Origin of the sequence: Mucilaginibacter aquariorum (genome assembly GCF_024498135.1) — a bacterium.
Classification (GTDB): domain Bacteria; phylum Bacteroidota; class Bacteroidia; order Sphingobacteriales; family Sphingobacteriaceae; genus Mucilaginibacter; species Mucilaginibacter aquariorum.
Genome location: NZ_JANHOH010000010.1, coordinates 162,736 through 186,255, shown reverse-complemented (window position 1 = coordinate 186,255; position 23,520 = coordinate 162,736). Strand labels below are relative to the sequence as shown.

Annotated in this window: 19 protein-coding genes and 6 tRNA genes; 23 read left to right on the top strand and 2 right to left on the bottom strand. The window is 41.6% G+C overall.

Annotated elements, in window-relative coordinates; all coding sequences use genetic code 11:
* Positions 1-222: 222 nt before the first annotated feature.
* The 4 genes from NPE20_RS23575 to NPE20_RS23560 all read left to right on the top strand — a co-directional run bounded on the left by NPE20_RS23575 (position 223) and on the right by NPE20_RS23560 (position 3,967).
* Entirely contained in the window at positions 223-528 is a 306-nt protein-coding gene (locus NPE20_RS23575; RefSeq protein WP_256541160.1) for a hypothetical protein, read from the top strand.
* 3 nt (positions 529-531) lie between these two features.
* Positions 532-2,292, top strand: a complete 1,761-nt coding sequence (locus NPE20_RS23570) for a family 43 glycosylhydrolase (RefSeq protein WP_256541159.1) — start codon at positions 532-534, stop codon at positions 2,290-2,292.
* A 167-nt stretch (positions 2,293-2,459) separates the two neighbouring features.
* The gene (locus NPE20_RS23565) at positions 2,460-2,963 is read left to right on the top strand and encodes a hypothetical protein (RefSeq protein ID WP_256541157.1); all 504 of its coding nucleotides are present in this window, start codon (positions 2,460-2,462) and stop codon (positions 2,961-2,963) included.
* 47 nt (positions 2,964-3,010) lie between these two features.
* Positions 3,011-3,967, top strand: coding sequence for an acetyl-CoA carboxylase carboxyltransferase subunit alpha (locus NPE20_RS23560; RefSeq protein WP_256541156.1), 957 nt, complete (start codon positions 3,011-3,013; stop codon positions 3,965-3,967).
* 109 nt (positions 3,968-4,076) lie between these two features.
* On the opposite strand, the gene NPE20_RS23555 is transcribed toward NPE20_RS23560, so the two are convergent.
* Both NPE20_RS23555 and NPE20_RS23550 read right to left on the bottom strand, forming a co-directional pair.
* A complete protein-coding gene (locus tag NPE20_RS23555) occupies positions 4,077-5,453 on the bottom strand; it encodes a serine hydrolase (protein WP_256541155.1) in 1,377 nt (458 codons plus the stop codon).
* Between the two features lie 710 nt (positions 5,454-6,163).
* On the bottom strand, positions 6,164-9,298 hold the full coding sequence (locus tag NPE20_RS23550) for a glycosyltransferase family 117 protein (protein ID WP_256541154.1): 3,135 nt from the start codon (positions 9,296-9,298) through the stop codon (positions 6,164-6,166).
* A 212-nt stretch (positions 9,299-9,510) separates the two neighbouring features.
* Between NPE20_RS23550 and NPE20_RS23545 the strand changes: the two genes are divergently transcribed.
* From NPE20_RS23545 to NPE20_RS23455, 19 genes are all read left to right on the top strand, one after another.
* Positions 9,511-9,581, top strand: a tRNA-Gln gene (locus NPE20_RS23545).
* A 149-nt stretch (positions 9,582-9,730) separates the two neighbouring features.
* Positions 9,731-10,675 (top strand): ribose-phosphate pyrophosphokinase, encoded by a 945-nt coding sequence (locus tag NPE20_RS23540; RefSeq protein WP_256541153.1) that lies wholly within the window; start codon positions 9,731-9,733, stop codon positions 10,673-10,675.
* A 54-nt stretch (positions 10,676-10,729) separates the two neighbouring features.
* Complete coding sequence (locus tag NPE20_RS23535; RefSeq protein WP_256541152.1) at positions 10,730-11,308, top strand: 50S ribosomal protein L25/general stress protein Ctc; 579 nt, start codon at positions 10,730-10,732, stop codon at positions 11,306-11,308.
* A 132-nt stretch (positions 11,309-11,440) separates the two neighbouring features.
* The gene (pth, locus tag NPE20_RS23530; protein WP_256541167.1) at positions 11,441-12,001 is read left to right on the top strand and encodes an aminoacyl-tRNA hydrolase; all 561 of its coding nucleotides are present in this window, start codon (positions 11,441-11,443) and stop codon (positions 11,999-12,001) included.
* Between the two features lie 100 nt (positions 12,002-12,101).
* The gene (locus tag NPE20_RS23525) at positions 12,102-14,486 is read left to right on the top strand and encodes a TonB-dependent receptor (protein ID WP_256541151.1); all 2,385 of its coding nucleotides are present in this window, start codon (positions 12,102-12,104) and stop codon (positions 14,484-14,486) included.
* Entirely contained in the window at positions 14,455-14,844 is a 390-nt protein-coding gene (locus NPE20_RS23520) for a Spx/MgsR family RNA polymerase-binding regulatory protein (RefSeq protein WP_256541150.1), read from the top strand. Before NPE20_RS23525 ends, NPE20_RS23520 begins: the two co-directional genes overlap by 32 nt.
* Before the next feature lie 91 nt (positions 14,845-14,935).
* Positions 14,936-15,616: a hypothetical protein gene (locus tag NPE20_RS23515; protein WP_256541149.1), complete on the top strand. Its 681-nt coding sequence runs from the start codon at positions 14,936-14,938 to the stop codon at positions 15,614-15,616.
* A gap of 127 nt (positions 15,617-15,743) precedes the next feature.
* Positions 15,744-17,708 (top strand): M1 family metallopeptidase, encoded by a 1,965-nt coding sequence (locus NPE20_RS23510; protein WP_256541148.1) that lies wholly within the window; start codon positions 15,744-15,746, stop codon positions 17,706-17,708.
* A gap of 106 nt (positions 17,709-17,814) precedes the next feature.
* A complete protein-coding gene (locus NPE20_RS23505; protein WP_256541147.1) occupies positions 17,815-18,498 on the top strand; it encodes a hypothetical protein in 684 nt (227 codons plus the stop codon).
* Between the two features lie 4 nt (positions 18,499-18,502).
* Positions 18,503-19,633, top strand: a complete 1,131-nt coding sequence (locus tag NPE20_RS23500) for an epoxide hydrolase family protein (RefSeq protein ID WP_256541146.1) — start codon at positions 18,503-18,505, stop codon at positions 19,631-19,633.
* Between the two features lie 94 nt (positions 19,634-19,727).
* Positions 19,728-19,922 (top strand): 30S ribosomal protein S21, encoded by a 195-nt coding sequence (gene rpsU / locus NPE20_RS23495; RefSeq protein WP_067059690.1) that lies wholly within the window; start codon positions 19,728-19,730, stop codon positions 19,920-19,922.
* Positions 19,923-20,011: 89 nt separating this feature from the next.
* Positions 20,012-20,926 carry a phage lytic cycle repressor MrpR family protein gene (locus NPE20_RS23490; RefSeq protein ID WP_256541145.1) on the top strand — a complete coding sequence of 305 codons (915 nt, stop codon included), beginning with the start codon at positions 20,012-20,014 and terminating at the stop codon, positions 20,924-20,926.
* 12 nt (positions 20,927-20,938) lie between these two features.
* Positions 20,939-21,286, top strand: coding sequence for a ribosome hibernation-promoting factor, HPF/YfiA family (gene hpf, locus NPE20_RS23485; RefSeq protein WP_256541144.1), 348 nt, complete (start codon positions 20,939-20,941; stop codon positions 21,284-21,286).
* Positions 21,287-21,527: 241 nt separating this feature from the next.
* A tRNA-Thr gene (locus NPE20_RS23480) sits at positions 21,528-21,600 on the top strand.
* A gap of 65 nt (positions 21,601-21,665) precedes the next feature.
* Positions 21,666-21,746 (top strand) — tRNA-Tyr (locus NPE20_RS23475).
* Positions 21,747-21,831: 85 nt separating this feature from the next.
* A tRNA-Gly gene (locus NPE20_RS23470) sits at positions 21,832-21,904 on the top strand.
* Between the two features lie 95 nt (positions 21,905-21,999).
* Positions 22,000-22,071 (top strand) — tRNA-Thr (locus NPE20_RS23465).
* 59 nt (positions 22,072-22,130) lie between these two features.
* A complete protein-coding gene (tuf, locus tag NPE20_RS23460) occupies positions 22,131-23,318 on the top strand; it encodes an elongation factor Tu (RefSeq protein WP_256541143.1) in 1,188 nt (395 codons plus the stop codon).
* A gap of 124 nt (positions 23,319-23,442) precedes the next feature.
* Positions 23,443-23,513, top strand: a tRNA-Trp gene (locus tag NPE20_RS23455).
* Positions 23,514-23,520 lie beyond the last annotated feature (7 nt).

Here is a 23,520-nt window from a genome sequence, read left to right as displayed (position 1 = left end):
AATATATTAATGTATGCCATCAGCCAAAAAAATGCCTCGAATTTTGTAACCTTTTTTGCAAATATTTAGTAGTAAGGGGTAGCTAATTTGGGTAGCTAATTTTTAACACCTCTAACAGGTTCGGCATTTGTTTATCTCAATAAAACTATTGTAAACTATTTATATTTGCTTGTGAATAACCATCAATTTACACTATTTAATAATTTCAGGCATACCGTATTAATGGCAACTGGAAATATTGGGTTTATTAACGCAGATCCTGAAAAAACAGGATTTAGCCAGGTTGATATTATTGCAGATTATCTGGCAGAGTTAGAGGGCGAAAGTTATACCTTTTTGAATTCAGATAATCTCAGAAAGCTTAAAAACGATGGTTTGATACCAGAAAATGTATTTAATTTGTCATTAGAGCTGAGCAAAAAAATTAAGCTATTACCCACAGAATTGTGGAACGTTAAAGCATACAAAGAAAGTAAAGAGTGGGATGCTATACACTCATTAGCTCAGATAATTTATAGTGCCATGTAATTTATGAAAAATTTAATCCGATTAATTTTAGCTGCGGTTTTAGTTAATGTCTTTACCATACACGCATCGGCACAAACTAAACGCCTTACCTATTGTAACCCGCTTAACCTTGATTATGGCTATACACCTTTCGAGAGTTTTTCGGCGTGGGGTAAACATCGGGCTACTGCCGACCCAACCGTTACCTTATTCAAAGGCAATTATTATCTGTTTAGCACCAACCAGTTTGGTTACTGGTGGAGCCCGGATATGCTTAACTGGAAGTTTGTATCGCGCAAGTTTGTAAGGCCTTATAACGAGGTAAAAGGCGACGAACTTTGTGCGCCTGGTACTTTGGTTTTAGGCGATACCCTGCTGGTTATCGGCTCTACCTATAATAAGGATTTTACCCTTTGGATGAGCACCGACCCAACACACGATACCTGGAAAGCCGCTAAAGATTACTTCCAGGTAGGGGCATGGGACCCGGGATTATTCGCAGATGATGACGGCCGGGTTTACATTTACCACGGCAGTAGCAATACCTACCCAATGTACGGGCAGGAGATAGATCGCAAAACCTTTGAACCCATCGGCCCCAAAAAAGAAATGATAAAGCTGGACTGGCAGGAGCACGGCTGGGAGCGCTTTGGTGAAAATAACGATAATGTTTTTTTAACCGGCTTTATGGAAGGCGGCTGGATGAATAAGCACAACGGTAAATATTACCTGCAATATGCCGCCCCGGGTACCGAGGGCAGGGGATATGGCGATGGGGTTTATGTGGGCGATAAACCGCTTGGGCCGTTCACGTATCAAAAACATAATCCGTTCAGCTACAAACCGGGTGGCTTTGCAAAAGGCGCAGGCCACGGTGCTACATGGGCAGATAAATATGGTAATTACTGGCATATCAGTACCATGGTTGTTGATGTGAAAAATAATTTTGAGCGCCGCATAGGTTTCTGGCCGGCAGGTTTTGATAAAGATGGCGTGCTGTACTCCAATACCGCCTATGGCGATTACCCGCACTATTTATCGGCAGGGAAGGAAGACCATCTTAAAAGTAACTTTACGGGGTGGATGCTGCTGAATTATAATAAGCCGGTGCAGGTATCATCAATCCTTGGCGCCTATGTGCCAAACCTGGCAGTTGATGAGGATATTAAAACCTACTGGAGCGCAAAAACAAGCAACAAAGGCGAATGGATGAAAACCGACCTTGGCGAGGTAAGCACCGTTAAAGCTATTCAGCTAAACTATGCCGATCAGGATGCCGCCTTTTTGGGTAAATCGCTGGGTGTGTACCATCAGTATGTGATCAGCTCATCAATAGATGGTAAAACCTGGAAAACGCTGGTAGATAAAAGCAAGAACAAAACCGATGTTCCGCATGATTATATCGAGCTGAAAGCCCCGGCTAAGGCGCGTTATCTAAAAATCACCAACCTGCATATGCCAACAGGTAAGTTTGCCTTATCTGGTTTCCGTGTGTTTGGTAAAGGGGCAGGCGTAGCGCCGGATACGGTTAAAAACATGATCGTATTACGCGGCAATGCCGAACGCCGTAACTCGTGGATCCGCTGGCGCCAAACAGATGGCGCTGTAGGCTACACCATTTACATGGGTACCGAGCCCGATAAACTGTACAATAATATTATGGTGTACAATGTAAACGAGTACTACTTTAATGGTATGGAAAAAGGCCTGCCGTATTATTTCCAAATAGAAGCATTTAACGAGAACGGGATAAGTAAAAGGACAAAAGTGATAAAGGTGGAGTAGTCCCCCTTTTGTCATTCTGAGCGATAGCGAAGAATCTAATAATGAACTATGCAAGCGAGTATGCATGTCGGCGAATAGATCCTTCGCTACCGCTCAGGATGACAAGTCGGACATCGCAGATTTATCTTTTGGCTCAATAATTGTCGCCTTCAAACAAAATTTATTTTATGATAAAAATATATTCGTTTGTACTTGTAATGTGTATGATTAGCCTGAAAGGCCTGGCCCAAACCCCGGATAGCACCCTTAAACCATCCACTGTAAAAACGCTGAGCGATGTTCAATACAACGCTTTACTAAAAGGCGAAGACGTATACAACATGGGCTTGGTAGCCGATCTTAATAAGTATCCATCAGCAGATAAAGCGCTGAAATATAAAAAAGAACTTGATCTAAGCCCGACGCAGGTAGCGGCCTTAACAAAGATAGATACCGAGCTAAAGCGTAAAAAAATAGAAATGGGCAATTTTATTATTACCAATGAAACAAAGCTGGATGCCCTGTTTCGTGCAAAAAAGATAAACGAGAGCACCCTTATTTTTTATACAAACCGCTATGGTTTATACCAGGGCGAGCTACGAAATTCTATTTTAAACGCGGCGCTAAATACGAATAATTTACTGTCGCCACAGCAGGTGAATAAATTACACGCACTGAAAAATCATAATTAAAACAATATGCCGTTTGATTTATTTAATTTAGCGGCCCATAAAATTGTATGAAGATTACATTTGATTTTGAAAAACCACTGGCAGAATTGCAGGGGCAGATAGAAAAGGTAAAGCAGGTTGAAGAAAAAAACAAGCTGGACATGTCTGCCACCATCGCTGAACTGGAAGCCAAGATGGAAGCAGCCAAGAAAGAGATATATGCTAACCTAACCGGCTGGCAAAAAGTACAGATCTCCCGCCACCCCGAACGCCCTTATACCCTACAATATCTTGAGCTAATGTGCGATGATTTCATCGAGATGCATGGCGACCGTACCGTAGGTGATGACAAGGCGATTATTGGCGGTTTTGGGACGTTAAATGGCGAAACTGTGATGTTCATTGGTCACCAAAAAGGCCGTAATACTAAGGAGCGGCAGTACCGTAATTTCGGTATGGCTAACCCCGAAGGTTATCGCAAAGCCTTAAGACTGATGAAGATGGCCGAGAAATTTGGTAAGCCGGTTGTTACCCTGATAGATACCCCCGGAGCATTCCCCGGCCTGGAGGCTGAAGAGCGCGGACAGGGTGAAGCTATTGCCCGTAACTTGCTGGAAATGTCGGTGTTAAAGGTTCCCATTATCTGCGTGGTAATAGGCGAAGGCGCATCTGGTGGTGCATTGGGTATTGGTATTGGCGATAGGGTTTTAATGCTTGATAACTCCTGGTACTCGGTTATTTCCCCGGAAAACTGCTCAACCATCCTGTTTAAAACCTGGGAGCAAAAAGAACGTGCCGCCGAAATGCTGAAGCTTACATCAACAGAAATGTTGAAAAACAAGCTGATAGACGGTGTAATAAAAGAACCCCTTGGCGGCGCACACCAAGACCCTGTTACTATGGCGGCTACCCTGAAAAAGCAGTTGATCAAAGATCTAAAAACTTTAGGCGAACGCAATATTGACGAACTGGTTGCCGAACGTATAGAGAAGTTCTGTAACATGGGTGTTGTAGAAGAGAACTAATCCTTTTAAATAAAGGACGAAAAGATAATAGACAAAAAAGCGGCTGAATGGCCGCTTTTATTGTATTGTCTATTTGGGTTGCGCGATTCGGCAGGCCACTGTGATAGCCTTACTTTTTCTCCATATTAGCGATGAAAGCTTTGGCTGTATTGTTTGTGGGATCTAACTGTAAAGAGCGTTTGTAGTTAAGCAGGGCCTTTTCTTTATTGCCCTTGGCATAATAAGTTTCGCCGAGGCTGTCAAATACATTGCCCGATGTAGGGAATAGGGTGGTGTTATATTCAAAAACCAGTAGCGCATCGTCTATTCTATTCTTACTTTTGAAGTAGTACCCAATTTCGTTTAGCGATGCCTCGTCTTCAAAACCATAATCGGCAGCGTATTTTGTTTTAAGATTGTTATAAAAAGTAATTATATGCTCGCCTTTAAGGCTATCCAGTTGTTTACCAAAGGTAGTCAATACCGATTTCTTTGGCTGCTTAAAAGGTTTACCATCCAGTATCGCCTGTATGGTGCGATTAATATCGTATAAGTTATTTTGTTTGTTATTGGTCATTAAGATAACTGTTCTGCCTAAAGCGGCATTGGCTGTAAGCAGGGCCTGGTAATTTAAGCTGGTGCCATCGTGCTCATGGATGATAAGTTTGTTGTTTTCCATGCTTCCGCCGCCAAGGCCGCATTGTTTGTTTGGGGCAAAAGGCGTAAGAATTTCTTTTGTTGATGCCGGGTTAATCAGTTTGAAGCTCTCTAAAGCTTTTTCCCATTTGTAAAAATCGTCAAGTATAACTGCTGTCCAACCGGTAATAGGGTAAATGAGTGATGATTGCTTAAGATCATTATTGTATGATTTAGCCATTAACGGCGTGCTGTCGTCCGGGTCAAGCAGCGAGTTGCTCATGCCGCAGGGCTTCAGCATTTTTTGTACGACAAAGTCATTAAAAGTTAGGCCGGTTATTTTCTCAATAATTCGGCGCTGTAAAAATGTATTACTGTTATTATAAGCATATTGGGTGCCGGGTTCAAAATCCAGTTTCTCCAGTTTCTGCATATCGGCCCAGATATCGGCATCGTTCTTAACCGTTTTCCATTTCAGGTCGGGTACGCCGCTGGTGTATTGCAACAGGTTTTTTATGCTGATCTGGTTTGCCCAGGCAGGCAGGTTAGTAAGATATTTTGTGATCTTATCATCCAGGCTTAGTTTGCCTTGTTCCTTTAACATCATGATGCCAACGGCGTTAAATTCTTTGGCTATCGACCCAATATGAAAACGGTATGCTGTAGTAAGTTTAGCGGTTTGTGATGCATCAGTAAAACCTATGGCTCCTTTGTAAACAACCTTACCATTATCAACCACCAAAACATTACCCTTAAACAAACCTAAACGGTTGGTTCGGTGCAGCATTGAATCGATGATTGTTGTTTTATTTTGAGCGGATGATATACCGGATAGTAGTAGTAACGATAGGAGCAGGTAAGTATGTTTCATATTGTTGATTTGTAATTGTAAGACGACGTGAAGCTGGATATGTTACCGGCGAATTTCTTTTATATGCACCTTAAAGCGACGGTATAAACTTTGTCAGTCTGAGCTTGTCGAAGACTTGTACGCTTTGCTAATGGTTCGACAGGCTCACCATGACACAAGGAAGAATGCTTTTAGGCAGGTTGTGGCTTAGCTGTCTGCAAAGGTATTGTCAGTCTGAGTTATCAGATCCCGTGGACTTTGGAGGTGCAATGACAGGTCTTTACGGGGCCGTGCAGCGTGACCGACTATATTATAGAGCATGTTTGCCTGTGCTGGGTTTGGATTTAATGGTGACGTTATTTTGTCAGTAGCCTATTTTTAAAACTGCTTATTATCAGTTATTTATGCGTTAACGATGGTGTTCACGGCCGTGAATGTGAACACTTCTCACGCCATTTACTAACAATTGCCATGGGTAGCTTGTCGAAGAGTTGTACGTTGGTTAATGGTTCGACAAGCTCACTATAACAAAAGAAGAACGTTTTTAGAACCCTCTCCTTTGGAGAGGGCAGGGTGAGGCTTTAGCTTTCTGCAAAGGTATTGTCAGTCTGAGCTTGTCGAAGACATGTACGCTTTGCTAATGGTTCGACAAGCTCACTATGACGAAAAGGTAAGGTATCAGAACAAAAAAAAGCGGCTCATCGCCGCTTTTCATATCGAATTATAAAATTCTATTGTTGTGTTTGCATGCCGCCAAACTTGGTGCCATAATCTTTAAGCTGGGCACTTATTTTTGCGCTAAGGGCGTCTTGTTTGTAATCTTTAGCTAAGGTAGCCATTCCGTTTAGCAGGGATAGCGAAAGCTGCACATCGCGGGTGTTCAGGTTTGCATCGCTTTTTTGAAACAATGTATAATTAAATTTCAACTGGTCAACCAGGTAATCATCTATCTGTGTTGCCAGCTTGGTACCCAAAGTGGTTTCGCCCATGCGGAACAAGCTTTCAACCATATAATACTTTCTTACGGCTATCTCTGACGATATGATCTGCGAAGGCATTACTTCTTCATATTTCTTCAATGTTTTCTTAGCCAGGTCCTGGTGGCCTTCTTTTAAAAGATTATCGGCAAGGGTAGCATATAAACGTGTTATAAGCGGGTAAAACAGGTTTAACGACTCGTGATCCAAATATTTGGCAGTTTTAAAGTTGCCATATTTGTACTTATTGATCATGTTATTGTACATGATAAGCGTATTGCTGTTCTCTGTCGGTGCCGCGGATGTATCCGGTTTAAAAGGCATAAGGCGGTAGGCAAGGCCTTCGCTGTACAGGTATTTATCTAAACCAAGCATATTATCACTCGGAACGGTTGTCGCAAAATATACCGGGCGTTTCCAGTTATTGTGCGCCAGTATATCCATCATGGCAAGGTTATCTTTGGTTACATATTTACCCGGATAGGTCCAATCCATTTCAGGAACTATCTTGTCTTTTTTAACTGCAGGTACAGTGCCATATTTTACAACATCATCTGCATTTACCGTCATTTTAAAGCTTTTGGTTGGCAGATAATTAGCACTTTCGCCATTTTGATACTGCACCATGCTTTCCTTATTATCAGATGTAAGAAAGTCAAATACTTCTTTTAACTCGATAGCCCCGGCAACTTTTGCATCATTATAATAAATAACATCACGTACCCCTGCCTTAAACTTATCGTTGTTCATGCTGATAGGCAATGGCTCAGAGTTGTTCATTTTTTGCTTCATCTGGCGGATATACCAATCGGTACCCAGTAAGCTTAAATTAACAATACGCACATCCGGGCGCACGCCTTCCACCTCCTGTATATACCAAAGTGGATAGGTATCGTTATCGGCATAAGTGAATAAAATAGCGTTTGGCGCGCACGAGGTTAAATAATCGTAAGCTATATCATGCGGGGTAAGCTTGGTAGAGCGGTCATGATCATCCCATTCCTGGCTGGCCATTAATGCCGGTGCCGCAAGTAAACAAACCACCGAAGCGATGATAGCGCTGGTTTTGGCATTTATTTTTTTGCTTAAAAGTTCGGCAATAAGTAATACACCCAAACCTATCCAGATAGCAAAGGCATAGAACGAACCTGCATAAGCATAATCACGCTCACGTGGCTGTAATGGGTCCTGGTTAAGGTAAAGCACAATGGCTAAACCTGTAAAAAAGAACAATACGGTTACTACACCTGCATCGCGCTGATTGCGCCTAAAGTGGTAAACCATACCCATTAAACCAATTATTAACGGCAAGAAATATAGCCTGTTGTACGATTTGCTTTGCGTAACCGTACTTGGCAACTCTTTAGTGCCAAAGCCGCTTAACCAGCTGCCATCAATACCTTGCGCGGTTTGCCCGTCCATTTCATTGGCACGGCCTACAAAGTTCCACAAGAAGTAACGGGTATACATTTGCGTAACCTGCCAGCTGCTAAAAAAGCCAATATTGGTGGCCATAGTAGGGTGCTCTTCAGGCCCCAGTTGCGACCACATCCTGTAAAACTCGGCATGCCCCGGTTTTTGGCTAAACATACGCGGGAACAGCGTATTGCGATCATAAATGGTATTCAGTTTTTTACCGGCAACCTCATAGTTTTTTTCGCCACGGCGATATATTTTAGCACCCTCGGTTTGGTCGGTAACTTGCGAGTCGAAATACTCGCCATATATTAAAGGGGTATCGCCATACTGGTCACGGTTAAGATACCCGTTTAAGGCAAAGGCATCCTGCGGGTCGCTATTATTTAAATTTGTACCTGCCTTAGCACGTATAACTATCATCACAAACGAGCTGTAGCCAAACAAAATGAATACCGCGCAAATTAATACACGATTAAGCGCCGCACGCCTTTCGCGTACTTTTAAAACATATTCTAATAGCGCCAATATAGCAGCCGCTGCAATAAAGCCAATAATGCCTGCACTTATGGTTAGCAGTACTACAAAGCATGCTATGGCAATACCCAAATAAGTGGTTGATGGTTTAACAGTATAATATATTCCTGATGCTAAAGCGCCAATTACTAACAGGAAAAATACGATAGCGCCGCTGCCAAAGCCCATACCCAGGGTATTTACAAATAGCAGATCGGAGAAGGCCGCACCTTTAACAGTGAACTGTATAACACCCCATAGTATTAAAGCAACAGTGATAACACCTAATATAAACGACCATAAAGTGCCGTTTGTAGTAACGTTTTTTGCCCTGCGGAAATAAATAACCAATGCAATTGCCGGTATAACCAGCAAGTTTAAAAGGTGGATACCTATTGATAAACCCATTACATAGGCAATAAATATGATCCATTTATCTGCACGGGGCTCGTCTGCGTGGGCTTCCCATTTTAATATAGCCCAAAAAACAACCGCGGTACACAGGGATGATTGCGCATAAACTTCCGACTCAACAGCCGAGAACCAGAAGGTATCAGAAAAGGTATAAGCCAATGCGCCAACAAGGCCCGAACCAATAATAAGGATAAGGTTGGTTTGGGTTAGTTCTTCGCCTGCTTTAACCAATAGCTTCTTAGCTAAGGCGGTTATCGTCCAAAACAGGAACAAAATAGTTGCACCGCTTGATAGTGCCGATGCCATATTGGTAAAATAGGCCACCTTGAAATTATTACCAAATGATAGCAGGGAGAATACCTTACCTATCATGGTAAACAATGGCGCGCCCGGTTGATGCGCCACTTGCAGGCGGAAAATACAGGCTATAAATTCGCCGCAATCCCAAAAACTGGTCGAGGGTTCGAGCGTTAAAATGTAGGTTATTGACGCAATAATGCCGGCTGCCCAGCCAAAAATATTGTTTATCTTATTGTAGTTCATGCTGTTATTACAAGCTAAGTCAGGTTTAAGCAGCCGAAATTAATAAAAACATTACGATGTTTTCGCTAAAAGAGCTAAACGTTAACACTTTTTAACGCATGTTTTTGCCTCTGAAAATATTTTAAATACTTTTTTTAAATATGCTTTTGACTTTTGAAAAATCGTCCTATATTTGCATTCCTTTTTGGGATGGCTTACAAACCAAAGGAGATTGCCTGATAGTATAATGGTAGTACGACGGTTTTTGGTACCGTTTGTCTAGGTTCGAATCCTGGTCGGGCAACAAAAATTTCGGATTTCGAATTTTCAATTTCGGATTTAGGTCTGATGGAAAAATTGAAATCCGATTGTGTTTATATGGGGTTGGTACAGGACTAACGACATAAGGATACTAAAATCCGAAATCGTAAATCGTAAATCCGAAATAATAAGATGCCTTTACAGTTTAATACAGTTAAGCTATTTGCAGGATCCGGTTCAACAGAGCTGGCCAAAAACATTGCCGAAAAATACGGTAAAGAACTTGGCGATATGGCCGTATCCCGTTTCAGTGATGGCGAATTTCAGCCGCACTTTAATGAGTCTATCCGCGGATGCGATGTTTTCCTGATCCAATCTACCCATCAGCCTACCGATAATTTAATGGAACTGCTTATGATGGTTGATGCCGCCCGCCGGGCATCTGCCCATTATATAACAGCGGTTATCCCTTATTTTGGTTTGGCCAGGCAGGACAGGAAAGATAAGCCCCGCGTTGCTATTGGGTCGAAACTGGTTGCCAACTTACTGGTAGCAGCAGGTATTCACCGTATTATGACGATGGATTTGCACGCAGCGCAGATACAGGCATTTTTTGATGTACCGGTAGATCACCTGGATGCATCAATCATATTTGTACCTTATATAAAAAGCCTTGGTTTAACAGCGCTTACCATTGCATCGCCGGATATGGGCGGTTCATACAGGGCGCGTGGTTTTGCCAAATATTTTAATGCCGAGGTGGTAATTTGCGATAAACGCCGTAAACGCGCCAACGAAATTGAAAGCATGACGCTGATTGGTGATGTTACCGACCAGGACATCGTGTTGATCGATGACATTTGCGATACAGCAGGTACGCTTGCAAAGGCTGCCAGCTTAATTATGGAGCGTGGTGCACGCAGCGTTAGGGCGGTGTGTACACACCCGGTATTATCTGGTAAGGCTTACGAAACTATCGAGAACTCGGCTTTAACCGAACTGATAGTTACCGATACCATACCGTTAAAACACCAAAGCCCTAAAATAAGGGTGCTATCAACCGACGATCTGTTTGCCAAGGCAATTATGAACGTTAACGAACATGGCTCTATAAGTCAATTGTTTAAGATAGATTAAAGAGAATAAAAATATCCATACCATGTTGGTGTGGCTTTGAATAATAAATAAATAATGAAATCAATTGCTATTAGCGGTTCTCCAAGAGAGAACGTAGGGAAAAGAGACGCTAAAGAACTGCGTTACCAGGGCTTAGTGCCTGCAGTACTTTACGGTGGTGCAACCCAAACCCACTTTGCAGTGTCCGCAGCTGATTTGAGAGCCGTAGTTTATACTCCGGTTGTTCATTTCATCGAACTTGAGGTAGCTGGTGTTAAATCACAAGCTATTATTAAAGATATGCAGTTCCACCCGTTAACGGAACAACTTATCCACATCGACTTTTTATTGTTAGATGAAAAGAAACCTGTTACTATTGAGATCCCTGTAAAATTAACAGGAACTTCTCCGGGTGTTAAAGTGGGTGGTAAATTAGTTCAAAAACTAAGGAAACTGCGTGTTAAGGCATTGCCTAAAGATCACCTGGATAACATCGAAGTAAGCATCGAAGCGCTTGAGGTTGGTAAATCAGTAAAAGTTAACGAAATTAAATTGCCTAACCTTACTATTACCAATGCACAGGAAGATACAATTGTATCTGTAACTACTTCACGTGCATTACGCCAGGCTGAACAAGAAGCAGGTAAAAAATAACCCCCTAACCCTGAAAGGGGAATGGAAACTAAAAGCGATAGGTTTATACCTGTCGCTTTTTTATTTTATAGTAATATATTCGCAGTTAAAAAAGTATTTAAAAGAGTTCCCCCTTCAGGGGGCGGAGGGGGTATGAAATATTTAATTGTTGGTTTAGGAAATATTGGGCCGGAGTATGCCGATACAAGACATAACATAGGTTTTATGGTACTGGATGAAATGGCTAAGCAGGAAGGCGCAAAGTTTTACAGTATGCGCCTGGCTTATTATACCGAAGTAACCCACAAAAGCCGCACCCTGTGTTTAATAAAGCCAACCACCTACATGAACCTTAGCGGTAAAGCGCTAAACCACTGGATGAAGGAGTTGAAAATCCCTGTTGAAAATGTGCTGGTGATAGTTGATGATATTGCCCTGCCATTAGGCACCCTGCGTTTAAAACCAAAAGGCAGTGCCGCCGGGCATAACGGCCTTAAACATATCGAAGCAACTTTAGGTAATAATGAATACGCCCGCTTACGATTTGGCGTTGGCGACGATTTCCCCAAAGGCCGCCAGGTTGATTACGTTTTAAGCGGTTTCGATGAGGATGAAAAACCCGAGCTGCCTGCACTGATAGATCGCTCGATTGAAATGATAAAAAGCTTCGCCACTATTGGTACCGAACTAACCATGACCAAATTTAATAAGTAACTATTTTGTTACCTAACTATTTAGTTAAAAGGTGTTAAAAAGCCCATTCTTTATGCAACGTTAAAGTAGCTTTGCGTGTCTTATAGGCCTATACACTTTCATGAAAAAAATTCTACTAACTGCATTTTGCTGTTTTATTTCGGTATTGGTATTCGCGCAAAATGCGCCTCAAACAACATCAGTTAAAGGCATATTAATTGATTCTGCCATAAATAAGCCGTTGGGTTATGCAACAGTTGCCATAACAGATGCGGTTACCAATCTCCCCATAAAAAGCACCCTTACCAAAGATGATGGTAGTTTCGAGATCACCAGGCTCGCACCCAAAGCCTATAAGCTATCATTCATTTACGTGGGCTACAAAACAAAGGCTATTAATATAACCGCCACGGCTGATGTTAATACCGGCAAAATGCTGCTGTCACCTTCCAGCAATCAGCTTAAAGAGGTATCTGTTACTGCCGCCAGGCCCTTAATGAAACAAGAGGTTGACCGCATAAGCTACGATGTGCAGGCCGATCCAGAAAGCAAACAGCTAACCGCGCTGGATATGATCAGGAAGGTGCCGTTGCTTTCGGTTGATGGTACAGATAATATCAAACTGCGTGGAAGCGGTAATTATAAAATTTTGCTGAATGGAAAAGAATCGGCTTTAATGTCGAGCAATCCATCTGATATTTTAAAGGCGATGCCGGGCAGTAATATTGTAAAAATAGAAGTAATAACAACGCCGCCGGCTAAGTACGATGCCGAGGGATTAGCAGGTATCATTAATATTATCACCGTTAAAAAAGCTGACCAGGGTTATAACGGATCTATAAATGCAAATTATAATAGCGTTTTTGGCTATCGTACAAATCTTAACGCTACAGTTAAACAGGGCAAGTTTGGCTTTAATGGTTACGGCGGTTATGGCCAAAGGCCAAGGCGCGACGCGGAATTTTTTAACCAGACAGATTTTTTTAATACCCGGTCTACCCTAATACAAAACGGTACCCAGTTTAATAGAGGCATTAATAAATATGGCAGTGCCGAACTAAGTTTCGAGGCGGATAGCCTGAACCTGATTACCGGTACATTCAATATCTATAATGGGAATAATAACTCGGGCAATTATCAGAATACCATGCAGCGGGATAGCGATGGGGTGGTTAACAACTCTAATATTTCAAACAATGGTGAAAGAGATTGGAACAGGTATGATGTGGGGATAAACTATCAGCTGGGATTTAAAAATAATAAAGACCAGCTAGTAACAGCGTCTTATAAATACAGCAATTTTACAAATAACCAGTTTAACGAAATTATAGGTATTAACGCTCCCAGTTACCGCCAATACAACAGTGCAGGTTCAAAAGAACATACTACCCAACTGGATTATATACAGCCTTTTAAAGTAATTACGATAGAAGCAGGAGGGAAGTTGATTGCCCGAAACAACTTCAGTAATTTTCATAGCGATGCGCGGGTTGGGAATCAATACCTTACCGATACCGCCCAGGTAAATAATTTTACCTACAAACAGGATATATATAGTGTGTATAACTCATACCAGCTAAAATTTACCAAGTGGACGGTTAAAGCAGGGGCAAGGTTTGAACGTACAATCAACGATGCGTTATTTTCAAAAGGTAGTACATTAAACCAGCAGTTTAATAACCTGGTACCATCTGTATCCTTACAGCGCAGCTTAAAAAATAGCAGCCTTACCTTTGGATTTACTCAGCGCATACAAAGACCGGGTATATATCAGCTAAACCCGTTTGTCGACAGGTCGAACCCTAATTATATAACACAGGGTAACGCGGGGCTTCGCCCGGCTATAAATAATAATTTTGAGTTGAGCTATGGCAATTTCGCAAAGGGTTCTGTTAATATAAGCGGTAGTTACTCATTTGCTAATAACACCATTCAAAGCCTGGCATCGGTTAATAACGATGTAACCACCACAACGTTTGCCAACGTGGGTAAAAATAAAACCCTGGGGCTCGATGTAAACCTAAACTACCCGCTATCAAAAAAATTAAATGTGAATGTTAATGCCGAAATATTGCGCATTTGGCTTAAGGGCACTTATAACGGCCAGTTTTTTACGAATAGCGGGCAACAAGGGCATGTGTTTACCAACAGCAGTTATAAGTTTGACAGCGGTTACCGCATTGGGCTCAATATTGGTTATGATAGCCGGTATGTGCTGCTGCAGGGTACCGATAACTGGTATTTTGGTTATGGCACAAACGTATCTAAAGAGTTTTTAGATAAAAAGCTAACCGTATCTCTAAATATACAAAGCCCTTTCAAGAAATTTAACAAGCTTGATTTTTACACCCGGACACCCGATTTTCAAACCTATTCCTATAATTATAATTACTTCCGGTCATTTGGTATTAACTTAAGTTATAAATTTGGCAAACTTAACAGCTCCATCAAAAAGAATCAGCGGGGTATCAATAATGATGATACCAGCGGCGGTGGGCGGGAATAAATCAAACTATAACATGAAAGTTTACGGTATCACTAATTGCAATACAGTAAAAAAAGCGCTCGACTGGTTTAAGGCCAACAATGTACCCTATGAATTTCACGATTTTAAAAAACTGGGCGTAAGCGCCGAAAAATTGAACGAGTGGGATGAAAAAGCAGGCTACGAAAGATTTTTGAACAAGCAAGGCCTTACCTGGAAACAGCTTGATCCCTCGGTTAAAGAAAGCATTAAAACCAAAAACGATGCCCTGCAATTACTGCAGCAAAAAACCAGCATGATCAAACGCCCGGTTATTGAAAAAGGCGATTTCCTGTTCTTCGGATTTGACGAGGCGGTGTACAGCAAGGAGCTGCTGTAGATCAGCCTGTTGTTTTTTAAAAGCTTAAAACTTAGTTAATAATTGTTGTAGCACTTTTGCCATGGGTAGCGTAATTAAATAAAACCACCTTATGAGAAAATTATACATTTTTTTATTAGCTGCAGCGCTGTTTACTGCCTGCAAGAAAGCAGATCCTGGTAACGAAATAATAATTGAACCACCCTTTCAAAAACTAATCGCCAGTGATACACTTACCAGCGGGCAGCTTTTTGGATTAGCCATTGGGCAAACAAGTGCGGATTTGTACGCTAAACTTCAGCAAGTGCAGGTTGCCGAAAAAATAGGGGGCCTAACCATTGTTAATAATATATACACCAGCATTGATAGCCTTAAAACCAGGTTGCCTTTATACACAGGCATTTTTATGGATGAGGCAAACGGTACATCAACCGGGGTGCAGCTAAGTTTCGAAAATAATAAAGTGAAAACCATTTTCCTTAACAATGGTACCGCGCTTACACGCTGGCCGGTTAATTTTGCCCAAAATACCACCATCACGGTAGGCGACCCGGTTGATGATATTTATCAAAAGCTGGTAAACATTAAGAAGAACCCGGCATCAGCAAAAAAACTCGAACGCCTGTCTATATTTTTTAAGGATAACAACAAGCCATATGACCCGCAAATGAGCGCTTCACCGCAATGGTACTTTGTTTCAACAATATCTGCTAAAAGGTATGTTTATGTTACACTAAACTTTACCGCCGGCAAGCTGGTATCTATTTACACAGCCGAGTTCGAAAGCCAATAGGCCCGCATTTGTGGTTTGGCCATTAACAAAAAGGTAACTTCCTCATTACAACTACGTAATTATGTAAGCAGGTTATTCAATAATTTGTATTATTGTGTTTTGTTTTTACTAAATCATTATAAAAATTATGAAATTGAGACTGATTGCCGGTTGCACGCTGGCTATTATGACCGTTAGTGGCGTTGTACAGGCACAGCAGCAGCCAACGGTTAGCACTTATAACTATCACGATGCTTTTGCGCCGTTCTTTTACACCAAAAATGGTTCGGAATTCCGCGCGGCAGATGGCCAGCCGGGTCCAAAATATTGGCAAAACCGTGCCGATTACCAGTTAGCGGCAACCCTTAACGATCAAACCAACGAGGTTACAGGTTCTGAAGTTCTAAATTATACAAATAACAGCCCGCAGAAGTTAGATTTCCTGTGGATGCAGTTAGACCAAAACTTATTTAAATCAGATTCACGTGGTTCGGCAATTATCCCCCCAAGCGGTAGCCGTAATGGTACTGGTGGGCGTGCTGCAAATCCGAATGCCGGTTACAAAATTAAATCGGTTAAAATAGGCGATACCCCGGTTAAGTTTTTGATAGAAGATACCCGTATGCAAATATTTTTGCCTACAGGCGTAAACCCAAATGGTGGCCAGGTAAAACTGAACATCGAGTATTCTTTTGTAGTGCCTGATTACGGATCTGACCGTACAGGTATCCAGAACACCAAAAACGGTAAAATATTCACAGTAGCACAATGGTACCCGCGCATGTATGTGTATGATGATATTATGGGCTGGAATGCTTTACCTTACACCGGCCCGGGCGAGTTTTACCTGGAGTATGGCGATTTTGACCTGAGCATCACTGCCCCGGCAAACCACATTGTAGTAGCATCTGGCGAGTTGCAAAACCCACAGGATGTTTATACACCAGAGCAATTAAAACGTTGGGCATTAGCTGAAAAAAGCGAGCAAACGGTAGTTATCCGTTCGGCAAGTGAAGTTACTGATGCGGCATCTCGCCCGGCTGGTAAAAAAGAACTTACCTGGCGCTTTAAAATAAAGAATGCCCGCGACGTTTCATGGGGTTCATCAGCCGCATTTATTGTCGATGCTGCTAAAATGAATCTGCCAAGCGGTAAAAAATCAACAGCGATATCTGCTTACCCGGTTGAAAGCGATGGCAACGATGCATGGGGCCGCTCTACCGAGTATGTAAAAAAATCTATAGAGTATAACTCACAAAAATGGTTCGAGTACCCTTATCCTGCCGCTACCGCTGTTGCGGGTGTTGTAGGTGGTATGGAATACCCTGGCATTGTATTTTGTAGCTGGAGGGCTAAAAAAGGCTCGCTATGGGGTGTTAACGATCATGAGTTTGGCCATACCTGGTTCCCGATGATAGTTGGATCAAACGAGCGTTTATACGGCTGGATGGATGAAGGCTTTAATACTTTCATCAATACTTTATCTACTGCCGATTTTAACAAAGGCGAGTATGCGGGTAAAAAACAGGATATGCAAAAAGTGGGAGCTTACCTTACCCGCCCCGAGCTGGAAACTGTATTGAGCCAGCCAGATAACCTTAAAGAAGCTAACACCGGCTTATTGCTGTACTTTAAACCAGGTACAGGTTTAACCTTACTGCGCGAGCAGATCTTAGGCCCAGAGCGTTTCGACTTTGCATTTAGGACCTACGTTGCCCGCTGGGCATTTAAACACCCAACACCTGATGATTTTTTCAGGACGATGGAGAATGCAAGCGGCGAGAGCCTGCAATGGTTCTGGAGAGGCTGGTTTGTAAACAACTGGCGCCTGGATGTTGGCGTGCGCGAGGTTAAATATGTAAATGGCGATGCAAGCAAAGGCGCTTTAATAACCCTTGATAACCTTGATAAACTGGCTATGCCTGCTATATTAGAAATTAAAACAATTAGCGGTAAGGTTGAACGCCTTAAACTACCTGTTGAGATATGGGAACGCAATACCAGCTTTGTTGTAAAATATCCATCAACAGAAGAAATTGAATCGGTAACTTATGACCCTGATAAGGTCTTACCTGATTACAATCCCGACAACAATGTTTGGAAAAAGCAATAATTAATAAAAAACCCGGTTTAAACCGGGTTTTTTATTGATTTGAAGTGTTAAAATCGAAACCTTTACCAGCCAAAACAAGTTTAAGTTATTAGCTAATACATCAGCCATGAAAAAAATACTTTTCGCCGCCGTTACATTATTATTTATAACCTCATTAGCTAATGCGCAAAGCGTATTTAAAGGTACCGTTTATGAGAATGGTACCACTACCAGGCTGCCGGATGTTTTTATAAAAAATGTAAATAACAGGCAGGTAAGCATCACCGATAAAAACGGAAACTTTTCTATAAGGGCCGCAGCAGGCCAAACGCTTATATTTAATTCGCCGGGGTACAATTCAGATACACTTTACCTGGTTGACCTTGCTCCAAAAAAGATAATGATGAGCACATCAATGATATCTTTAAGAGCGGTAAACATTACGGCAACCCGTACAACGTTTAACCCGAGAGAAGAATACCCGGAGGTTTATGAAAAGAGTAAGGTATATGTATTTTCGCCATCGACCTGGTTTAGTGGCGAAGGGAAGAAAGCCCGCAGGTTAAAACGCTATTTTCAGCGCGAAGCCGAAGAACGTAGTATTGATGCAGCATTTAGCCCGGCTTACGTAACCAGCCTGATACCGTTGCGTGGAAACGATCTGGAAAATTTTATGACCATGTTTAGGCCGAGCTATGCGTTTTTGCGCAGCAATAATGCCGAATCAATGGTGGCTTATGTTAATGATAGCTATAAGAAGTTTATGGCCCTACCGCCAGATAAAAGGGCGCCGCAGGCTTTAAAGCAATAAGGCAATGGAAATAAGTCCATTTAAAGTTGCCATTCCCAAACAACAAATAATTGATCTTAACAACAGGCTGTTAAACACCCGCTGGCCCGATGAGATAGATGGGGCAGGATGGGCTTATGGTACCAACTTAAGTTATCTTAAAAATTTGTGTACTTACTGGACAAATGATTACTCGTGGCGTAAAACCGAAAGTGAGATAAACTCCTATGATAATTTTATTGCCGGGGTTGATGGATATCAAATACATTTTATACATGTAAAAGGTAAAGGCAGCAAATCGGTACCATTAATAATCACACATGGCTGGCCAGGGTCTTTTCTGGAAATGATGAAGATGATACCTTACTTAACCGAAGGAACGGGGCTCACATTTGATTTGGTGATACCATCTGTTATAGGTTTTGGCTTTTCATCAAAGCCTACTTCATCAGGATGTAATAGTGCAGTTATAGCTGATTTGTGGCATAAATTGATGTTAGGCTTAGGTTATACAAAATATGGCGCACAAGGCGGCGATATTGGCGCCGGGATAAGCAGTTGGCTTAGCCTAAAACATCCCAATAATGTAATTGGCTTGCACCTCAATTTTATCCCCGGTTCATACCAGCCTTATATGAAGCCCGGTGATAGTTTGACCGTGGAAGAAAATATCTATAAACAGCAGATAGCCGACTGGTATGCTAAAGAAGGGGCTTATGGCAGTATACAAAGTACCAAACCACAAACACTCGCCTACGGTCTTAACGATTCGCCGGCTGGTTTATGCGGATGGATCATAGAAAAATTCCAAAGTTGGACAGATAGCGGCGGTAACCTGGAAAGCGTTATCAGTTACGACGAACTGCTTGCCAATGTATCTTTATACTGGTTTACCCAAAGCCTGCCGTCATCTATAAGGCTTTATAAGGAAAGCAGGAAAAAACCGCTTAAATTTGGCAGGGACAACCGCATTAATACTCCGGTGGCATTTACACGTTTCCCTAAAGAATTACCCACACCCCCCCGCTCGTTTGTAGAAAAGTCATTTAATATCACACAATGGACAGAGATGCCAAAAGGTGGTCACTTCGCGGCAATAGAACAACCTCAGCTGTTCGCAGCCAACATTAAAGGTTTTTTCGAGCAAATTGTATAAGAGGATAATAAAGGCAAATCTTTTAAAATATTGTATTTCAGAATTAAAAGTATTTTCCTACCTTTGACGTCCCTGAAAGGAGGTATTTGGAATTATGATCATTATTAACGTAAAAGACGGCGAATCATTAGACAAAGCATTAAAACGCTTTAAAAAGAAATTTGAAAAAACGGGTGTTTTAAGAGAACTGCGCAGTCGCCAGGCTTTTGAAAAGAAATCAATTACCCGCAGGCATGAAATTAAACATGCTATCTACAAGCAGAATATGAATTTAGAAACTACTGTTTAATTCTTGTTTAAAAAGAATTTTACAGATTTTCTTGTCACTATAAAAAAACTATTTGTACATTCAATTTATTGGGTGTTCAAATAGTTTTTATGTTTTTAGATAAGTTCATAGAGTACATCAGGTTCGAGAAAAGATACTCACCCCATACGGTATCTGCCTATCAATCGGACATGGAGCAATTTCTGCTCTTTTTAAACCCACCCAACACCACACCATCGGTTTCGCACCCATCAGAAATTAGCCATCACCATATCCGCAACTGGATGGTTGAGCTAATGGATAACAAGCTGCTTGCACGCTCGGTTAACCGTAAAATTGCCACGCTGCGCAAATACTTTAAGTTTTTATTGCAGGAGGGTGAGATAACTATCAACCCAACATCGCGTATAAACGCGCCTAAAGTGCCAAAGAACCTGCCTACCATAGTTGATAGTGATAAGTTAACCGGTATGCTTGATGGCAGGATGGATGCCATAGAAGATCCTATTTTTACGAATAACTTTAAAGGTTTGCGCGATAAACTGGTTATTGAGATGCTGTTTGGCACAGGTATGCGCCTGGCCGAAATTATCGGCATAAAAGAGGAAGATATTAATTTGTATGAGAAAACCATTAAAGTTTTAGGTAAACGCAACAAACAGAGGATAATACCCCTTAACAGTGAGCTAGTGCAACTGTTAAAGCGATATACCGAGGCAAAGAAAAGTGAAAATTTTCATAACAATTCCGTAACGTTTCTCGTTACAGATAAAGGAGCAAGTGCATATCCAAAGCTTATATATTTAATAGTGCAGAAATATCTTTCACACATATCAACCCAAGATAAAAAAAGCCCCCACGTGTTAAGGCACACGTTTGCAACCAGCTTACTAAATAAGGGTGCCGATTTAAACGCAATTAAAGAATTGCTTGGCCACGCTAACCTTAGCGCTACGCAAATTTACACGCACAATTCAGTAGAACGACTTAAATCTATTTATAAACAAGCCCATCCAAAGGCATAAAAAGGAGGAAAAATGAAAATTACAGTGCAATCTATTCACTTTAGTGCAGATCAGAAATTGTTGGATTTTATCCAAAAGAAAGTAGACAAGCTGGAAACGTTTTTTGATCACATAATAAGCGGGGAAGTTTATTTAAAATTAGAGAATGTAGAGGATGAGGCTAATAAGATATCAGAGATAAAGCTTATGCTGCCCGGGAACCAAATTTTTGCCAAAGAGAAGTGCAAAACGTTTGAAGAGGCTACAGATTTGGTGGTAGAGAGCCTTCGCAAGCAGATAGAAAAACACAAAACAAAAAAATCTATTGCAGCCGAAGCCGTAAAAAAAGCGGCGCTAATTGCGGAAACAGATGATTTTTAAGCATATACGAGGGCAAAAATGAAGCCCGGATCGGCAGGTTTAAAGCCTGCCGATTTTTTTTGCAAAAATATTTTGTACGGGTTTAAATTTTTGTAGATTTGCAATCCCTTTCAGAGAGGGTTTAATCATCTCTGGTTTATTAAAAGGGTGGTTCTTTAAAAGAAAAAAATAGCGCAATATTAATTTGCAACCAAAAGCCGGAAAGACCTGTAAAGGTAACAAGGTTATGGTGACAATTTAAGCCTCCTTAGCTCAGCTGGTAGAGCGACTGACTTGTAATCAGTAGGTCATTGGTTCGATCCCGATAGGAGGCTCTGTTTATTTCGGAAGAGTGATGTTTAGCTTCAACTTTGAACATCATAAATCCGAAATCAACAATGGGGGGATACCAGAGCGGTCAAATGGGGCGGACTGTAAATCCGCTGCTTCGGCTACGAAGGTTCGAATCCTTCTCCCCCCACTTGTAATTAGTGAGTTATTGAATTAGTGAATTGTAGATTTTTAAATCGCTCAATCACTAAGTCAGTGATTCACTAACTATTTTTGCGGAAGTAGCTCAGTTGGTAGAGCGATAGCCTTCCAAGCTATAGGTCGCGAGTTCGAACCTCGTCTTCCGCTCGGTTGGTTCATTAGTCGGTTAGTTCATTTGTTCATTAAGGGCAGCCGTAAAAGACCAGTGAACTAAGCAACGAGTGAACCAATGAACAAAACAAGCCGACGTAGCTCAGGGGTAGAGCACTTCCTTGGTAAGGAAGAGGTCATGGGTTCAAATCCCATTGTTGGCTCATAATTTTGAATACAAATTATAATTAATAATAAATTAACCTACAAACAAATATAAATCATGGCAAAAGAAAAATTTGACCGTAGCAAACCGCACTTAAACATCGGTACAATCGGTCACGTTGACCACGGTAAAACAACCCTTACCGCAGCTATTACTAAGGTATTATCTGACAAAGGTTTCTCTGAAGCTCGTTCATTCGATTCGATTGACTCAGCTCCTGAAGAAAAAGAACGTGGTATTACAATCAATACAGCACACGTTGAGTATTCAACGCAAAACCGTCACTATGCACACGTTGACTGTCCAGGTCACGCGGATTATGTGAAAAACATGGTTACAGGTGCGGCTCAAATGGACGGTGCAATTATTGTTGTTGCCGCTACTGATGGTCCAATGCCTCAAACCCGTGAGCACATCTTGTTAGCCCGCCAGGTTGGTGTGCCTTCATTGGTTGTGTTTATGAACAAAGTTGACATGGTTGATGATCCAGAATTGTTAGAACTTGTTGAAATGGAAATCCGCGAATTATTATCATTCTACGATTATCCAGGTGATGATATCGCTGTAATTCAAGGTTCTGCATTAGGTGGCCTTAACGGCGAGCCTAAATGGGTAGATAAAATTATGGAGCTTATGGATGCTGTAGATACACAGATCCCTATCCCTCCACGTTTAACTGATCTTCCTTTCTTGATGCCTGTTGAAGACGTATTCTCGATCACTGGTCGTGGTACTGTTGCAACTGGTCGTATCGAGCGTGGTGTTATTAACTCAGGCGAGCAAGTAGACATCCTTGGTATGGGTGCTGAAAACTTAAAATCAACTGTTACAGGTGTGGAAATGTTCCGCAAGATCCTTGACAGAGGTGAAGCTGGTGATAACGTAGGTTTATTGTTACGTGGTATTGAAAAAACTGATATCCGCAGGGGTATGGTTATTTGCAAACCAGGTTCAGTAACTCCTCACACTGATTTCAAAGCAGAGGTTTACGTATTATCAAAAGCAGAAGGTGGCCGTCACACTCCATTCTTCAACAAATACCGTCCACAATTCTATTTCCGTACAACTGACGTAACCGGTGAAATTTCATTGGCAGAAGGTGTAGAAATGGTTATGCCAGGTGATAACGTTACTATCACTGTAAAGCTAATCAACGCTATTGCTATGGAAAAAGGCTTACGTTTCGCTATCCGTGAAGGTGGCAGAACAGTAGGTGCTGGTCAGGTAACTGAAATATTAGCATAATTACATACCCTTAAATGGGTAGCAAAACGGTTAATTTTGTATAAAGTACCGGGGCTTTTGTCTCGGTACTTTATTCACAATAAGCAAATACAATACAAATTTCCTTTTTAAGGAGATAGTATACACGGGAATAGTTCAACGGTAGAATAGAGGTCTCCAAAACCTTTGATCAGGGTTCGAATCCTTGTTCCCGTGCATAAGC

Coding starts and splice junctions, on each gene's coding strand:
- NPE20_RS23575 (WP_256541160.1), top strand. CDS start 223: ATGGCAACTGGAAATATTGGGTTTATTAACGCAGATCCTGAAAAAACA.
- NPE20_RS23570 (WP_256541159.1), top strand. CDS start 532: ATGAAAAATTTAATCCGATTAATTTTAGCTGCGGTTTTAGTTAATGTC.
- NPE20_RS23565 (WP_256541157.1), top strand. CDS start 2,460: ATGATAAAAATATATTCGTTTGTACTTGTAATGTGTATGATTAGCCTG.
- NPE20_RS23560 (WP_256541156.1), top strand. CDS start 3,011: ATGAAGATTACATTTGATTTTGAAAAACCACTGGCAGAATTGCAGGGG.
- NPE20_RS23555 (WP_256541155.1), bottom strand. CDS start 5,453: ATGAAACATACTTACCTGCTCCTATCGTTACTACTACTATCCGGTATA.
- NPE20_RS23550 (WP_256541154.1), bottom strand. CDS start 9,298: ATGAACTACAATAAGATAAACAATATTTTTGGCTGGGCAGCCGGCATT.
- NPE20_RS23540 (WP_256541153.1), top strand. CDS start 9,731: ATGCCTTTACAGTTTAATACAGTTAAGCTATTTGCAGGATCCGGTTCA.
- NPE20_RS23535 (WP_256541152.1), top strand. CDS start 10,730: ATGAAATCAATTGCTATTAGCGGTTCTCCAAGAGAGAACGTAGGGAAA.
- pth (WP_256541167.1), top strand. CDS start 11,441: ATGAAATATTTAATTGTTGGTTTAGGAAATATTGGGCCGGAGTATGCC.
- NPE20_RS23525 (WP_256541151.1), top strand. CDS start 12,102: ATGAAAAAAATTCTACTAACTGCATTTTGCTGTTTTATTTCGGTATTG.
- NPE20_RS23520 (WP_256541150.1), top strand. CDS start 14,455: ATGATGATACCAGCGGCGGTGGGCGGGAATAAATCAAACTATAACATG.
- NPE20_RS23515 (WP_256541149.1), top strand. CDS start 14,936: ATGAGAAAATTATACATTTTTTTATTAGCTGCAGCGCTGTTTACTGCC.
- NPE20_RS23510 (WP_256541148.1), top strand. CDS start 15,744: ATGAAATTGAGACTGATTGCCGGTTGCACGCTGGCTATTATGACCGTT.
- NPE20_RS23505 (WP_256541147.1), top strand. CDS start 17,815: ATGAAAAAAATACTTTTCGCCGCCGTTACATTATTATTTATAACCTCA.
- NPE20_RS23500 (WP_256541146.1), top strand. CDS start 18,503: ATGGAAATAAGTCCATTTAAAGTTGCCATTCCCAAACAACAAATAATT.
- rpsU (WP_067059690.1), top strand. CDS start 19,728: ATGATCATTATTAACGTAAAAGACGGCGAATCATTAGACAAAGCATTA.
- NPE20_RS23490 (WP_256541145.1), top strand. CDS start 20,012: ATGTTTTTAGATAAGTTCATAGAGTACATCAGGTTCGAGAAAAGATAC.
- hpf (WP_256541144.1), top strand. CDS start 20,939: ATGAAAATTACAGTGCAATCTATTCACTTTAGTGCAGATCAGAAATTG.
- tuf (WP_256541143.1), top strand. CDS start 22,131: ATGGCAAAAGAAAAATTTGACCGTAGCAAACCGCACTTAAACATCGGT.